Raw genomic sequence first — 15258 nt, forward strand, 5'->3', positions numbered from 1 at the left:
ATCCCTTACTATCTATCGGAGGTGGGCCATGGCGGCGGGCACGATCCGGGGCCTCGGCGCCGCGCAGGCGCCGGTCACCGTCGCCGCGACCACGGTGGCCGCCATGCTGGCGTCCTTCGGGTCGGCGCTGCTGCTGGAGCACGCGGCGCACCTGCACACGGACGCCGTCATGCAGGCCGTCGTGCTGTCCGTCACCCTGTCCAGGGGGCATCGCGGCGCCCGCCCGTCCGACCGCCTGATCGGGTTCGCCGTCATGCCCGCCGTCGCCCTCGTGTCGGTCGGCCTCGGCATCCTCATGCGCGACGACGCGTTCGCGGGGGACGCCGCGTTCGCCGCCCTCGTCACGTCCGGGGTCTGGATCCGCCGCTTCGGGCCGCGCTTCACCAAGGCCGGCACGCTGATGATGCTCCCAGCGATCGCCCTGCTCGTCATCCCCCACGGCGCGCCCGGCGCGCCGTCGACGCACCTGCTGTGGGCTCCTGTGGTGGCGCTCATTCCCTACTTCTGGGTCACGGCCGTCCAGGTCGCCGTGGAACAGCCATGGCGCGGCGGCCGCGTGGAGGCCGCCCCGGCTCCCGCCCCCAGCAAACGGCTGCTCGCAAGCACCCGCATGGCGGCGCAGATGGGTGCGGCCCTGTGCGCCGCGTTCGCCATAGGGCACCTGCTGTTCCCGGATCATTGGTCGTGGGTCGTCCTGACGGCGTTCATCGTCTGCAACGGGGCGCGAGGACGTGGCGACGCCCTCCACAAGGGTCTGCTGCGCGCGCTCGGCGCGGCCGGAGGGACGGTCTTGGCCGCCGCGGCGTCCGGCTTGTTCGCACCACGCGACCCCCATGCGGTCGTGCTCATCTTCGTGGTGCTGGGCGTCGCAGCATGGTTGCGCCAGCGGAGCTACGCGTACTGGGCGGGCGGGGTGACGGCCGCGCTGTCGCTGCTGTACGGGTACTTCGGCCAGTCCGCCACTCCCTTGCTCGAAACACGCCTGGAGGCGATCCTCGTCGGCTCCGTCATCGGCACGGCCGCCGCATGGTTCGTTCTTCCCTTCCGCACGAGGGACGTTCTGCGCCGCCGCACATCGCAGTCCTTGGCGGCACTGACCGATGTCCTGAAGGGCGAACCGCACGCCCTCATCCGGTTCGAGAACTCCGTCGCCGAGATGGACGACCTCTACGGACCTCTGCGGCTGCACCGCTTCGTCACGCGCGCGCAGCCGCACCCAGCGGATGTCGTCGACGTGCTACGCGAGGCCGTGCCTCACGTCCGCGCCCTTAGGCCCGGCGTCGAAGGACTACGCGCCAACGTGGGCGCCGTACGGCGCGCGGTGGCCAGACGACACGACGGCACTCCCTACAGGACGCTGCCGCCAAAAGAAGACGCCACCGCACACGCCATAGACGCAGGACTGGCCCGCCTACACGAGATCTATGCCCCGTCCACAGAGGAACCCAAGCGGGAACCTAAGCGCGGACCAGAATCTCCGGAGAAAGCTCGTCCGGCCGGGTGACACCGGACAGCGCCATGGTCAGCTCCAGTTCGGCCTGGATGCAGCGCAGGACGTGCTGGACGCCGGCCTGCCCGCCGAGCGCCAGCCCGTAGGCGTACGGGCGCGCGAGCAGCACCGCCTTGGCGCCCAGCGCGAGCGCCTTCGCCACGTCCGATCCGGTGCGGATCCCGCTGTCGAACAGCACCGTGGCCTGGTCGCGGACGGCGTCGACCACGCCGGGCAGGGCGTCCAGCGAGGCGACGGCACCGTCGACCTGCCGCCCGCCGTGGTTGGAGACGATCACGCCGTCCATGCCCGCGTCCACCGCGCGGCGCGCGTCGTCGGGGTGCTGGACGCCCTTCAGCGCGATCGGCCCGTCCCAGTGGTCCCGCAGGAAGACCAGGTCGTCCCAGGTGAGCGACGGGTTGCCGAAGTTGGCGACCCAGTGCAGGAGCGCGGCGTCGCGGTTGGCGTCGGTGACTGGCCCGCCGACCGCCTTCTGGAAGACGGGGTCGCTGAAGTAGTTCGCGACCCCGATGCCGCGCAGGAACGGCAGGTACGCCTGGTCCAGGTCGCGGGGCCGCCACGCCAGCGTGAACGTGTCGAGCGTGACGACGAGCGCCGTGTAGCCCGCCGCCTTGGCCCGCTCCAGGAAGCTGACGGCAAGGTCCCGATCCTTCGGCCAGTACAGCTGGTACCAGCGGGGCGCGCCGTCGCCGTTGGCCTCCGCGACCTCCTCGATGGAGTGGGACGACGCGGTGCTCAGCACCATGGTCACCCCCTCGGCGCCCGCCGCGCGCGCGGTGGCGAGTTCCCCGTCCGGGTGGAAGATCGACTGCACGCCGATCGGCGCGAGCAGGATCGGCGACGGCATCGCGGTGCCGAGGACGTCCACCGACAGGTCGCGGTGCGCCACGTCCCGCAGGAATCGCGGGACGATCCGCCACCGGTCGAACGCGTCCCGGTTGGCGCGCGCGGTCGCCTCGCTGCCGGCCGATCCCGCCACGTACCCGAACGCCTGCGCCGACAGGACGCCCTCGGCCAGCCCCTCCAGCCTCGTCAGGTCGGTGGGCAGCGACGGCCGCACGTCGCCGAGTCCCTGCAGGTAGATCGAGTTCTGGAAGTCGGCCAGCGCGCTCATCGGGTACCTCCACGGGGGTCGCGGCCGGGGCGCGGCCGCGGGTGAGAACCGTCCGGGACCAATCTGCCACGACCGCTGACCGGATCGTGCGCCGCGGCCCGCCGGGATCCGATCCGCGACCCGTCCGGGATCCGATCCGCGGTCCATCCGGTGGGGCGGGCGAAAGATGTCGGCGGGACCGGCCACAATGTGGGGCATGGCACGACGCGGATCCCAAGCCCCTCCCCCGCCGCCGGACTTCGAGGAGAACATCGTCGACGTCGACGTCTCCGAGGAGATGCGCGGCAGCTACCTCGAGTACGCCTACTCGGTGATCTACCAGCGGGCGCTTCCCGACGCCCGCGACGGGCTGAAGCCCGTCCAGCGGCGGATCCTGTACTCGATGAACGAGATGGGGCTGCGCCCCGACCGCGGGCACGTCAAGTGCGCGCGCGTCGTCGGCGAGGTCATGGGCAAGCTGCACCCGCACGGCGACAGCGCGATCTACGACGCGATGGTGCGGATGGCCCAGCCGTGGGCGATGCGGATGCCGCTGGTCGACGGGCATGGCAACTTCGGCTCGCTCGGCGGCGACGACCTGCCCGCCGCCATGCGGTACACCGAGGCCCGCATGTCCCGCGAGGCGCTGATGATGGTCGCCTCCATCGACGAGGACACCGTCGACTTCCGGCCGAACTACGACGGCCAGGAGCAGGAGCCGGAGGTGCTGCCCGCCGCCTTCCCGAACCTGCTGGTGAACGGCGCGTCCGGGATCGCGGTCGGGATGGCCACCAACATGGCCCCGCACAACCTCGGCGAGGTGGTCGCGGCGGCCCGGCACCTGATCGACCACCCCGACGCCACCCTCGACGACCTGATGCGCTTCGTGCCCGGCCCCGACCTGCCCACCGGCGGCATGATCGTCGGCCTGGACGGCATCCGCGACGCCTACGAGAAGGGCCGCGGGACGTTCCGCACCCGCGCCACCACGACCATCGAGAACGTCACCCCGCGCCGCAAGGGCATCGTGGTCAGCGAGCTGCCGTACGCGGTCGGCCCGGAGCGCGTCAAGGCCAAGATCAAGGAACTCGTCAACGCCAAGAAGATCCAGGGCATCGCCGACCTGAAGGACCTCACCGACCGCAACGTCGGCCTGCGCCTGGTCATCGAGATCAAGAACGGCTTCAACCCCGAGGCCGTCCTGCAGGACCTCTACCGGCTCACCCCGATGGAGGAGACCTTCGGCATCAACAACGTCGCGCTCGTCGACGGCCGCCCGCGCACGCTCGGCCTGCGCGAGCTGCTGCAGGTGTACGTCGACCACCGCATCGAGGTCGTGCGGCGCCGGTCGATGTTCCGCCGCAAGAAGCGCGAGGACCGCCTCCACCTCGTCGACGGCCTGCTGGTCGCGCTGCTCAACATCGACGAGGTCATCCAGGTCATCCGGCAGAGCGACGACGCCGCGCAGGCCAAGCAGCGGCTGATGCAGATCTTCGAGCTGTCGGAGATCCAGGCGCAGTACATCCTGGACACCCCGCTGCGCCGCCTCACCCGCTACGACCGGCTCGAACTGGAGAAGGAGAAGGAGCAGCTCGCCAAGGAGATCGCGAAGCTGACCGCGATCCTGGAGTCGGAGCGCAAGCTGCGCGGCCTGGTGTCCAAGGAGCTCGGCGAGGTCGCCTCGGAGTACACGACCCCGCGCCGGACGATCCTGCTGGAGTCCTCCGGCCACACCGCCGCGGCGGCCGTCCCCCTGGAGGTGGCGGACGACCCGTGCACGGTGCTGCTGTCGTCCACCGGGCTGCTGGCCCGCACGCACGGCGCCGAGCCGCTGCCCGACAGCGGCCCGCGCGCCCCCCACGACGTGCTGGTCTCGGTCGTCCCGGCGACGGCCCGCGGCCAGGTCGGCGCGGTGACCTCGCTCGGGCGGATGATCCGCATCGACGTCCTGGACCTGCCGGCGCTGCCGCCGTCGGCGACACCGCCGTCCCTGGCGGGCGGCGCGCCGGTGACCGAGTACGTCGAGCTGGAACCGGACGAGACCGTCGTCGGCGTGGCGGCCGTGACGGACGAGGGCGGCGGGCTCGCCCTCGGCACCGCGCAGGGCGTGGTCAAGCGGGTCGTCCCCGACTTCCCCGCCAACCGCGACGAGTTCGAGGTCATCGGGCTCAAGGACGGCGACCGGGTCGTCGGCGCCGTCCATCTGCTGGCGGAGGACCAGCACCTGGTGTTCATCACCACCGACGCGCAGCTGCTGCACTTCGCTGCGTCGAACGTGCGGCCGCAGGGCCGGGCCGCCGGCGGCATGGCCGGCATCAAGCTGGGCGCGGGCGCCCAGGTGCTGTGGTTCGGTGCGCTCGACCCCGGCCGCGAGGCCCGGGTGATCACGGTGTCCGGGTCGTCGTCGGCGCTGCCCGGCACCCAGACGGGCGCGATCAAGCTGGCCGACTTCGCGGACTTCCCGGCCAAGGGCCGCGCGACCGGCGGCGTCCGGGCGCACCGGTTCCTGAAGGGCGAGGACGTGCTGCTCCAGGCGTGGGCGGCGCCGACCCCGCTGCGCGCCGCCGGCGCGAACGGCAAGCCCGCGACGCTGAACGTGACGCTCGGCCGCCGCGACGGCTCCGGCGAGAGGCTCAGCACCCGCATCGTGTCGATCAGCGGGCCCATCGGCCCCGTCCCGCCGGACTCCGGCGCCGACACCGACGAGGCGTGACGGTGAGCCGGGCCCGCGGTCGGCGGGCCCGGCTCGCGTCGGTCAGGCGGCGGGGGCGAGGGCTCCGGTCACGATGAGGACGCTGGTCATCGGAGTGCCTCCGGCGCCTGTTCGAGCGAGGTGGAGACGGACGGGGCCGGCGTCGTGCCGGGCATGCCGAGAAGGACGGGCCCCTTGGGCGGGCGCCACGCGCTGGGCTTGCACGCGTCCCGGCAGGAGCCCTCGGTGGAGCAGCACAGCGAGCAGATGTGCCCCTGGTGGAACGGGCAGGTGGCCATGTCCGCGACGTCGTAGGACCCGCCGCACACCGCGCAGGGCAGTTCGGTCGCGCCGTCGGGGAAGACGCTCGTCCGCGCGATGTACCAGCGGCCCCGGGTGGCCGCCGCGACGAGGGGCGGCAGCGCCAGCGCGAGGACGAAGGCGATGAAGGGCGACAGGTCGGCGGCCGTGGAGCCGAACGCGCCGTAGTAGGCGACGATCGAGACGGCCGCGGCGGCGACCATCGAGCCGAAGCCGACGGGGTTCACGTTGTACAGGTGGGCGCGGCGGAACTCCACCTCGGGCGGGCTGAGCCGCAGCCAGCGCTTGTTGATGACCAGGTCGGACGCCATGGCGGCGATCCAGGCGATGCCGATGTTGGCGTACCAGGCCAGCACGGTGACGATGTGGGCGAAGATGTCGATCTCCATGAGGACCAGCGCGAGCGCGACCTGGAGGATCACCCACACCGCGCGGCCGGGGTGCCGGTGCAGCAGCCGGGAGAAGAAGTTCGACCACGACAGCGAGCCCGAGTAGGTGTTCATGATGTTGATCTTGATTTGCGAGAGCAGCACCAGGACCCCCGCGAGGACGAGCGCCACGGTGTGGTTCCCGACCGCGCGCTCGTACACGACGGTGAACAGGTCGACCGGGACCGCGACGTGGTCGGGCGTCGTCTCGGTGCCGGCGTAGCCGACGAGCAGCGTGGACGCGAAGAAGATGACGATGGCGAACAGGGACAGGCCCGGGCCGCCCATCAGCACCGCCAGCCGCCATCTGCGGCGCCCCGCCGCGCCCTTCGGGTCGGGCATCAGCCGCAGGTAGTCGCCCTGTTCGCCGATCTGCACCGCGAACGACAGCTGCGCGGCGGCGATGGTGAACACCGCGGTCAGCGTGAGGCCGCCGACGGCGGCCGCCCCGTGCGCGGTGACCGGGTGGACCATGTGGTGGCCGGCGGAGGGCGAGGTCGCCGCGATGACCAGGGCGAAGCCGATCAGCAGGATCCACAGCGGCCACGTCCACGCCTGGAACTTCGAGCTGAAGGTCATCCCGTAGAGCGTCAGCGGCACCATGACGACGGAGACGATCACGTACGAGACGTGGACGTCGACGTGGCAGAGCGCGGTCACCGCCTGCGCCATGATCGCGCCCTCGTAGGCGAGGAAGATCAGCGTGTAGGTCGCGTAGACCAGCGAGGTCACCGTGGAGCCCAGGTAACCGAACCCGGAACCGCGGGTCAGCAGGTCGATGTCGATGTGCTTGCGGGTGATGGCGAACGCGATGACGATCGTCAGCGGCAGCGTGACGACGCTCGCGACGGCGAACCCGAGCAGCGAGCTGCCGAAGCCGAACTCGTTGACGAACGCGGCGTCCAGCGCGTATCCCGCCATGGCGGACAGGCCCACCAGGCAGCTCAGGAACACCATCCACGGCGACCAGGTGCGGAACGCGCTGGGCGTGTACCGCAGGGAGTAGTCCTCCATCTGCGGGTTCTCTGCCAGATCCAAACCCGGCTCCTTTCCTAGCGGGGCGGCGGGCACCGCAGAAGCTAGGAACGGGATGTTTCTCCGGGGTGTCGGGGCCGGTTGCGCCCCGTTACGCCGGATCGTCCCCCGAAAAAGGGGCTCTGACGTGCGCATTCGTCCCGGCGGGCGCGGCATGCGCCGCGTCGTGGCGGGTTTCGGCCGGACTCGTCGCCGGAGTCATCCCGCTGTCAGGCGGGCGTGGAGCGAGCGCAGGTGGTCGCGCAGGTCCGGCCAGGGGAACGTCGCGCCGCTCGGTTCGTCCGAGTCGGGGTTCGGGAGGCGGTCCGGGTCGAGGAGGACGGTGACGCCCCAGGCGCGGAGCTCGGCGACGCTGCGGGCGAAGGCCGGGTGGCGGGCGAGCGCCGCGTTCGGCCACGGGGCGGCGACGATCGGGCGGCCCAGCCCGACGGCCTCGTTGAGCAGGCCGAGCGCCAGCGTGTCGCTGATGCCGTGCGCCCACTTGTTGACGGTGTTGAAGGTCGCCGGCGCGACGGCGAACGCGTCGGCGGGCGGCAGGACGTCGGGCTCCTCGGGCCGCTTGTAGTCCGAGCGGACGGGGAAGCCCGTCAGCGCGGACAGCCGGGCGGCGTCGGCGAACTTCGTGCCGGACGGCGTCGCGACGACGCAGACCGTCCAGCCGTCGCCGAGGAGCCGTTCGGCGAAGGCCGGCAGGTCGGCGGCGGGCCGCCCGCCGCAGGCGATCACATACAGCACCGGACGCGCGGGCACCCGACCTCCTCGGTTCCGACCGGGTACCAGCCTGCCACGTCCCGGTCAGCTCTCGACGTCGTCGGGTCCCCAGTGCGCCTCCATGCGGACGATCTTGCCGTCGGCGCCGAAGGTCATGACGTCGATGACGCGGACGCGCATGCCGGGGACGGTCACGGTGAAGGCCATCGCGGCGCGGTCGCCGTGCGAGCCGCGGATGGGGGCGTCGAGCGAGAGCTTCGCGCCGGCGGACACGGCGTTGCCGTAGAACTCGTCGATCGCGGCGCGGCCCTCCATCGGCGGATTGCCGACCGGGTCGACCACGACGGCGTCGTCGGCGAACAGGCCGGTGACGGCGGCGACGTCGCCGGAGTTGAAGCCGTCGACGTAGGCCTGGAGGGTGCTCTTCATCTGTTCCTGGGTCGGCATGCGAGAAAGGCTACCAAGCGCACGCTTGGCTCCCGATCGGCCCCGGGCCCGCGGCGCCGACCCTAGGCTTGACCGCGTGACGGGGGAAGCCGGAGACGGACCGGAGGGGTCGATGACGGACGCCGCCCGGGCCGCCGGGACGCCGCCGAAGAAGGCGGCCTACCGGCGGTCGGCGGGATCGCCGCGCGGCGAGGCGAGGCGGCGCGAGCTGCTCGAACGCGTCACCGACGACCTGGCGGTGAACGGGCTCGTCGACTTCTCGCTGCGGCGCGCCGCCCGCGCGGCCGGCACCACGCACAAGGTGCTGCTCTACCACTTCGACGGCGCCGACGACCTGCTCCGGCAGGCGATCGCCAAGCTGCGCGACCGGCGCATCGGCAACGCGCTCGCCGTCGCCGCGGCGGAGCGCGGCGACGGGACGCTGGCGGACCGGGTGCGCGCCGTCTGGCCGACCCTGATGAACGAGGAGCCGGGACTGCGGCGGGTCCTCGACCAGGCCATGGGCCTCGCCATGTACGACGTGGAGCGGCACGGCGAGCTCGGCCGCGGGGCGTCCCGCCAGTACATCCCGATCCTGCGGTCCTTCTGCCCGCCGGACTGGCCGGAGGCGCGCAAGCTCCAGGTCGCCGAGATGATCCTGGCGACGCTGCGCGGCTTCCTGCTGGAGCGGCTGATCAGCGGCGACACCGCCGGGGTCGAGGCCGGGTTCGCGGCGCTCGTCCGCGCGCTCGAGCACGAGGAGGCCGCCGGGGAACCGCCGGCGCCCTAGTGCAGGCTGAAGGCGGCCGCGCGGCCGGCGTGCTCGTCGGACGCGGCGCGCTCGGCGCACTCCGCCAGGCCCTCCAGGAGGTCGGCCGGGCCGCCGACGGCCTCGTCGTAGTGCCAGTGCCGGACGAGGGCCTCGCCGTCGGGACCGGGGTCGAAGCGGCCCTTGGCGAAGCAGCCGGCGACGGCCATCCGGACGATCACGCGGTCGCAGTCGTCCAGCTGCGCCACGTAGGCGGCCGCGTCGATGAGGCCGATCGCGGCGCGGGCGTTGCGGCAGTCGTCGGCGGGGTCGGGGCGGGCGATCCGCCACTGCGCGTACGGGCGCAGGTACTCCGCGATCATCACGGTTCGGTGCACGCGAGGTCCTTCCGGGTTCCGGGACCTCCCATGCTGGGGACCGCTCCACCGCGGGGCGGGCGCCTTGACCGAGGTCTTGCCGCCCGCTGACCGATTGATCGTCCCGGCCTCGCGCGGGTGGCTAGGACCCGGCCAGGCCGTGCCGGAAGGCGTAGGTGACGGCCTGCGCGCGGTCCCGCAGCCCGGCCTTGGCGAACAGGTTGTTGATGTGGGTCTTGACCGTCGCCTCGCTGATGAACAGGTCGCCGGCGATCTCGGTGTTCGACCGGCCCTGCGCGATCAGCGCGAGCACCTCGGCCTCGCGCCGGGTCAGCCCGTCGGGCAGCTCGCCGCGGGCGGTGCGGACGGGCCGCTGGTCCGCGGCGACGGCCTCGACCAGCCGGCGCTGGATCGCCGGGTCGAGCTGCGCCGCGCCGCCGCGCACCGCGGCGACCGCGCGGGCGATCTCGTCGGCCCCGGCGTCCTTGGTCAGGTACCCGCGCGCCCCCGCGCGCAGCGCCGCGAAGATCGACTCGTCGTCGGCGTAGGTGGTCAGCACGACGACCTCGACGTCCGGATGCGCCTGCTTGATCCGCCGGGTCGCCTCGACCCCGTCCACCCGCGGCATCCGCAGGTCCATGAGCACCACGTCGGGCCGCAGCTCGCCGACCATGGCGACGGCCTGCTCACCGTCGCCCGCCGACCCGGCCACCTCGATGCCCGGCAGCAGCTCCAGCAGCAGGACCAGGCCCTCCCGCACCACCGTCTGGTCGTCGACGACCAGGATCCTCGTCTCGTCGCTCACCGCGCCCCGTCCCGTGTCACGCCGGCACCCGGAGGGCGACGCGGAATCCCGCGCCCTCCGGCCCGGTCTCCAGGGTCCCACCGATCAGCTCCGCGCGCTCCCGCATGCCGACCAGCCCGTAGCCGCCGCCCTCGATCTCCAGGACCGGCTCGGTCGCGCCGGTGTCGGTCACCTCGAGCCCGACGGCGCCGCCGAGGTAGCACAGCGTGATGCGCGCGCGGGCGCCGGGCGCGTGCTTGCGGACGTTGGTGAGCGCCTCCTGGGCCGTCCGGACGACGGCGAGCCCCGCCTGCGGGGGCAGCTCGCGCGGCACGCCGGTCACCTGGACGTCGCAAGGGCGCCCCGTGCTGGCGTAGAACTCCTCCGCCAGCTCCGCGATGACCTCCTTCGGCTCGGGGATCTCGCCGCGCAGCGTCGCCAGCGCGCGCCTGGTCTCCTCCAGGCCGGACTTGGCGAGGTTGCGCGCGCGCTCGACCCGGTCGAGGGCCTGCACCCGGTCGCCGTCCCGCGACAGCAGCAGGCGCGCGCCCTCCAGGTGGACGATCTGCGCCGACAGCGAGTGGGCGAGGATGTCGTGGATCTCGCGCGCGATGTGCGACCGCTCGGCCAGCACCGCGTTGGCCGCCTCGGCGCGGCGGGTGGCCTCCTGCGCGAGGGCGCTCTGCCGGCTCGCGAGGGCGCCGAGGGTCAGGCCGACGAACGCGGCCAGCAGCCCGTAGTCGGGGCCGCGGTCGTAGGCCTCCCCCAGCGCCGCCACGACGACCACGGTGGCGGCGCCGATGGCGAGGCCCCAGCGCACCCTCGTCCGCATGATCAGGGCCCACATCGCGGCCAGCGAGAAGAAGTACCCGCCGCCGCCGTGCGGGGCGACGGCGTACAGCGAGAGCGACGTCCCCATCGCGGCCAGGAGCAGCACGTTCCCGATCAGGCGCCAGCGGGAGTCCTTCTTGCGCCCCACCCACAGGCCCGTCCCCAGGAAGACGAACGTGGCGGTGTTGAGCAGGACCACCGCGAGGCCCGTGCCGTGCAGGGCCGGCGCGGGGGTGGAGTTCAGCAGCCCGCGCAGGTAGGCGACGGCTCCCCAGATCAGCGCGACCGTGATCGCGATCGTGCGGACGAGCCGGTCCTCGGGAGCGAAGGGTCCGAACCTCACGGTGCGACGCTAGCCGGTGCGGTCCCGCCGATCCGCCTTCCGCGCCACGCGACCAGCAGGTTCTGCACGATCAGGGTCAGCGCGAGGAAGACCAGGAAGACGCTCGAGCCGAGCTTGAGGCCGAGGGCGTGCCCGGCGGCGAGGAACCCGACGCGGCTGAGGATCGACACCAGCCAGGCCGCGACGGTCCAGCCGGTGCCGCGCCGCCACAGCTCGCCGTCCTTCTCCCGCCACAGCCGGACGGTGACGGCGCGCAGGGCGCCGAACGCGACGGCGGCGACGGCCTCGGCGGCGAGGAGCGCGACGCTGAGCGCCGCGTGCGCGTCGTCGAGCAGGCCGCCCTGCGCGATGCCGATCACGGCGAGGACGGCCGGGAGGGTGTAGAGCCGCCGCTCGCCGACCGGCCGGGCGCGCAGCTGCCGGTAGAGGACCAGTGCGAGGACAGCGAGCGCGATGAGCACGTTGTCGGCGGTGTTCATGGACTCGACGCTAGGCCGGGGCGGCCGCCCCGGGGATCGGCGCGGGGCTGGAGCCGGGGTTCTCCACCGGCGGGTGGAGAACCCTCGGTGAGCGGCGGCTCACCCGGCGAACAGTGCCAGTGAAAGCTGGCCTTATCCGGTCAGGTGTGCGATCTTGCTTCGAGAAACACTCACGTTTTTGAATCGGGTGCACACCCGCGCGTGGATCGCTCCAACGCCGTCCGCGCACATCGACGAAAGGCGCGTCCAGAACCCGTGAAATCCATCCTCCGCGCCGCCGCCGTGGCGGCGCCCCTCACCCTGGCGCTCGGCGCGGTCGCCGCACCGGCCCAGGCGTCCCCCCAGGCCCCCGCGACGGCCGCCGCGGCGCCGGCCCCCGGCGTCCCGGCGTTCGACTTCGCCAAGGACTGCCCGCCGCTGCCCGCCGGCATCGATCCCACCCTCGGCCTGTGCATGCAGATGGTGGTGACCGGCGGCTCCATGAAGCTCGGCGGGCTCAGCCAGACCATCACCCAGCCGATGCGGATCACCGTCCAGTCGGTCCAGGCCGACGCCTCGTCGAACTCCGAGTTCACCAGCGTCACGCTGACCGGCAAGCCGATGACCATCCCCGGCGGGGTGCTCGGCCTGCTCGGCCTGAACGTCCCCGGCCTCGACGGCCTGCCGTTCAACAAGGTGCAGGTGCAGCCGAAGTACACCGGCGGCTTCACCTTCAACCTGCCGAACGCGGGGCTGGAGATGAAGATCAAGATCATCAACGACGCGGTCGGGAAGGGCTGCTCGATCGGCTCCAAGAAGGACCCGGTCAAGCTGAACCTCGGCGTCGACCTCGGGCAGATCAGCGTCGTCGACGAGGGCGACCCCGCCGACTCGTTCCACCACCCGCCCGTCCTGCACACCCCCGCCGCCGACACGACGTTCGCGGTGCCGAAGACGGACGGCTGCGGGCTGTTCGGGCCGGTGATCGACTGGAAGGCCGGGCTGCCGTCGGCGTCGGGCAACAACGCCGCGTCGTTCGACACCTACCTCGCGCTCGCGCCGTACGCCCCGTGGCCCACGGCCTCCGTGCAGCGCAAGGCGGCGCAGGACCCGGTCCAGCAGCTGCGCAACCTGCACATCACCGGCTGACGCGCACCACCGGCTGACGCGCACCACCGGCTGACGCGCACCACCGGCTGACGCGCACCACCGGCTGACGCGCCCCTCCCCGGAGCCGTGCACGACCTGACGGCCCCGGCCCCGCACCGGGCGCGCACCGCGGACCGGCTCGCCGGGGGTGGCGCCCGCACCACCCCCGGAGGGAGCGGCTACATGTCGATGCGCTCGGTGTCCAGCTCGGACGCGCCCGCGGTGATGAACTCCCGGCGCGGCGCCACCTCGCTGCCCATCAGCAGATCGAAGATCTTCGCCGCCTCGTCGGCGTCCTCCACCCGGATCCGCCGCAGGATGCGGTGGCGCGGGTCCATCGTGGTCTCCGCGAGCTGGTCGGCGTCCATCTCACCGAGGCCCTTGTAGCGCTGGACGGGCTCCTTCCAGCGCTGCCCCTTGCGCTCGAACTCCACCAGCTTGCGGGTCAGCTCGCCGTCGCTGTAGCAGTAGACGTACTTGTCCTGGCCCTTCTTGGGCTTGACCAGCTCGATCCGGTGCAGCGGCGGGACCGCCGTGAACACCCGCCCGGCCTCCAGCATCGGCCGCATGTAGCGGAACAGCAGCGTCAGCAGCAGCGTGCGGATGTGCGACCCGTCGACGTCGGCGTCCGCCATCAGGATGATCCGGCCGTAGCGGGCGGCGTCGATGTCGAACGTGCGGCCCGACCCGGCCCCGATCACCTGGATGATCGCCGCGCACTCGGCGTTCTTCAGCATGTCCGCGACGGACGCCTTCTGCACGTTGAGGATCTTGCCGCGGATCGGCAGCAGCGCCTGGAACTCGGAGTTGCGGGCCAGCTTCGCGGTGCCGAGCGCCGAGTCGCCCTCGACGATGAACAGCTCGCTGCGGTCGTCGGCGTTGCGGCAGTCGACCAGCTTCGCCGGCAGCGCCGAGTTCTCCAGCGCGTTCTTGCGGCGCTGGTTGTCGCGCTGTGTGCGGGCCGCGATCCGGGTCTTGGCCGCCCCCGCGACCTTCTCCAGCACGGCGCGCAGCGGCTGCTTCTGGCCGCGCGGCGGGTTCTCGAAGACGGCCTTCAGCTCCCGCGTCACCACCTGCGAGACGATCCGGGTCGCCGCCGAGGTGCCGAGGATCTCCTTGGTCTGCCCCTCGAACTGCGGCTCCGGCAGCCGGACCGTCACCACGGCGGTCAGGCCCTCTAGGACGTCCTCCTTGATGACGTCCTCGTCGCCGTTCTTCAGCAGCTTCGTCGCGCGCAGCTGCTCGTTGACGACCTTGAGCACCGCCCGGTCGAACCCGCGCACGTGGGTGCCGCCCTTCGGGGTGGCGATCACGTTCACGAACGACCGGGTGGTCGTGTCGTAGCCGGTGCCCCAGCGCAGCGCGACGTCGACCTCAAGGTCGCGCTCGACGTCCGTGGGGGTCAGATGGCCCTGCTCGTCCAGCACCGGGACGGTCTCGGTGAAGTGCCCGCGGCCCTGCAGCCGCAGCACCTCGATGAGGGCGGCGTCCTTGGCCAGGTAGGTGCAGTACTCGCTGATGCCGCCGTCGAAGCGGAACGTCTCCTCGACGACGTCCTCGCCGCGCTCGTCGCGGACGTCGATGGTGAGGCCCGGGATGAGGAAGGCGGTCTGGCGCATCCGGTCCAGGACGAGGGACTGCTCGACCGTCGCGTCCGCGAGGAAGATCTGCTTGTCGGGCCAGAACCGGACGCGGCAGCCCGTGACCTTCCTGGCGACCTTGCGGATCTGCCGCAGGCCCGACTTCTTCTTGAACCGGGCGTTCGGGCGGCCCTCGTCGGCGAACTCGCCCGGCAGCCCGCGCCGGAAGCTGATCGCGTGGGTGTGGCCCTCGCGGTCGACCTCGACGTCCATCCGGGCCGACAGCGCGTTCACCACGGACGCGCCGACGCCGTGCAGGCCGCCGGAGGCGGTGTAGGACACCCCGCCGAACTTGCCGCCCGCGTGCAGCCGGGTCATCACCAGCTCGACGCCGGGCAGGCCCGTCTTGGGCTCCAGGTCGACCGGGATGCCGCGGCCGTTGTCGCCCACCTCGAACGACCCATCGGCGTGCATGGTCACGCTGATGTGCGTGCAGTACCCGGCCAGTGCCTCGTCGACGCTGTTGTCGACGATCTCCCACAGGCAGTGCGCCAGGCCACGGCTGTCGGTCGACCCGATGTACATTCCGGGTCGCTTCCGCACGGCCTCCAGCCCCTCCAGCACCGAGAGGTGCCGGGCGGAGTAGCCGTGCGGGTCATCGGTCATCGCTTCGGCGGTCGCGGCGGTCAACTGCGTGTGCTCCTCGGGGGTAGGACATTCGGCAAGAGGGTACCCCCGGGCACCGACAAACGTTCGAAAGGCTCGCCGCCGC

At 72.4% G+C, this 15258-nt stretch carries 13 protein-coding genes; 4 read left to right on the forward strand and 9 right to left on the reverse strand.

What is annotated here, in order from left to right; genetic code table 11:
* Positions 1 to 28 precede the first annotated feature (28 nt).
* Positions 29 to 1504 (forward strand): FUSC family protein, encoded by a 1476-nt coding sequence (locus F9B16_RS13415; RefSeq protein ID WP_151540367.1) that lies wholly within the window; start codon positions 29 to 31, stop codon positions 1502 to 1504.
* On the opposite strand, the gene F9B16_RS13420 is transcribed toward F9B16_RS13415, so the two are convergent.
* Entirely contained in the window at positions 1458 to 2624 is a 1167-nt protein-coding gene (locus F9B16_RS13420; protein ID WP_151540368.1) for a lactate 2-monooxygenase, read from the reverse strand. The two genes, F9B16_RS13415 and F9B16_RS13420, sit on opposite strands and share 47 nt — an antisense overlap.
* A gap of 196 nt (positions 2625 to 2820) precedes the next feature.
* Here F9B16_RS13420 and F9B16_RS13425 point away from each other — a divergent pair, with 196 nt between their 5' ends.
* Positions 2821 to 5316 (forward strand): DNA gyrase/topoisomerase IV subunit A, encoded by a 2496-nt coding sequence (locus tag F9B16_RS13425; protein ID WP_151540369.1) that lies wholly within the window; start codon positions 2821 to 2823, stop codon positions 5314 to 5316.
* A gap of 86 nt (positions 5317 to 5402) precedes the next feature.
* On the opposite strand, the gene F9B16_RS13430 is transcribed toward F9B16_RS13425, so the two are convergent.
* From F9B16_RS13430 to F9B16_RS13440, 3 genes are all read right to left on the reverse strand, one after another.
* Positions 5403 to 7082, reverse strand: a complete 1680-nt coding sequence (locus F9B16_RS13430) for a purine-cytosine permease family protein (protein WP_151540370.1) — start codon at positions 7080 to 7082, stop codon at positions 5403 to 5405.
* A 195-nt stretch (positions 7083 to 7277) separates the two neighbouring features.
* A complete protein-coding gene (locus F9B16_RS13435; RefSeq protein ID WP_151540371.1) occupies positions 7278 to 7829 on the reverse strand; it encodes a flavoprotein in 552 nt (183 codons plus the stop codon).
* A gap of 45 nt (positions 7830 to 7874) precedes the next feature.
* Entirely contained in the window at positions 7875 to 8237 is a 363-nt protein-coding gene (locus tag F9B16_RS13440) for a nuclear transport factor 2 family protein (protein ID WP_151540372.1), read from the reverse strand.
* Positions 8238 to 8349: 112 nt separating this feature from the next.
* Here F9B16_RS13440 and F9B16_RS13445 point away from each other — a divergent pair, with 112 nt between their 5' ends.
* Positions 8350 to 9006 carry a TetR/AcrR family transcriptional regulator gene (locus tag F9B16_RS13445; RefSeq protein ID WP_151540373.1) on the forward strand — a complete coding sequence of 219 codons (657 nt, stop codon included), beginning with the start codon at positions 8350 to 8352 and terminating at the stop codon, positions 9004 to 9006.
* Here F9B16_RS13445 and F9B16_RS13450 read toward each other — a convergent pair.
* The 4 genes from F9B16_RS13450 to F9B16_RS13465 all read right to left on the reverse strand — a co-directional run bounded on the left by F9B16_RS13450 (position 9003) and on the right by F9B16_RS13465 (position 11778).
* On the reverse strand, positions 9003 to 9362 hold the full coding sequence (locus F9B16_RS13450; RefSeq protein ID WP_151540374.1) for a hypothetical protein: 360 nt from the start codon (positions 9360 to 9362) through the stop codon (positions 9003 to 9005). The genes F9B16_RS13445 and F9B16_RS13450 overlap by 4 nt on opposite strands.
* A gap of 121 nt (positions 9363 to 9483) precedes the next feature.
* Positions 9484 to 10146, reverse strand: coding sequence for a response regulator (locus tag F9B16_RS13455; protein WP_151540375.1), 663 nt, complete (start codon positions 10144 to 10146; stop codon positions 9484 to 9486).
* A 16-nt stretch (positions 10147 to 10162) separates the two neighbouring features.
* Entirely contained in the window at positions 10163 to 11299 is a 1137-nt protein-coding gene (locus tag F9B16_RS13460; protein ID WP_151540376.1) for a sensor histidine kinase, read from the reverse strand.
* The gene (locus tag F9B16_RS13465; protein WP_151540377.1) at positions 11296 to 11778 is read right to left on the reverse strand and encodes a DUF1453 domain-containing protein; all 483 of its coding nucleotides are present in this window, start codon (positions 11776 to 11778) and stop codon (positions 11296 to 11298) included. Before F9B16_RS13465 ends, F9B16_RS13460 begins: the two co-directional genes overlap by 4 nt.
* 255 nt (positions 11779 to 12033) lie before the next feature.
* Between F9B16_RS13465 and F9B16_RS13470 the strand changes: the two genes are divergently transcribed.
* The gene (locus F9B16_RS13470; RefSeq protein WP_151540378.1) at positions 12034 to 12906 is read left to right on the forward strand and encodes a hypothetical protein; all 873 of its coding nucleotides are present in this window, start codon (positions 12034 to 12036) and stop codon (positions 12904 to 12906) included.
* A 179-nt stretch (positions 12907 to 13085) separates the two neighbouring features.
* On the opposite strand, the gene F9B16_RS13475 is transcribed toward F9B16_RS13470, so the two are convergent.
* Positions 13086 to 15176 carry a DNA gyrase/topoisomerase IV subunit B gene (locus F9B16_RS13475; protein ID WP_404800496.1) on the reverse strand — a complete coding sequence of 697 codons (2091 nt, stop codon included), beginning with the start codon at positions 15174 to 15176 and terminating at the stop codon, positions 13086 to 13088.
* Positions 15177 to 15258: the final 82 nt, after the last annotated feature.

This window comes from Actinomadura montaniterrae (assembly GCF_008923365.1).
Taxonomy (GTDB): Bacteria; Actinomycetota; Actinomycetes; order Streptosporangiales; family Streptosporangiaceae; genus Spirillospora; species Spirillospora montaniterrae.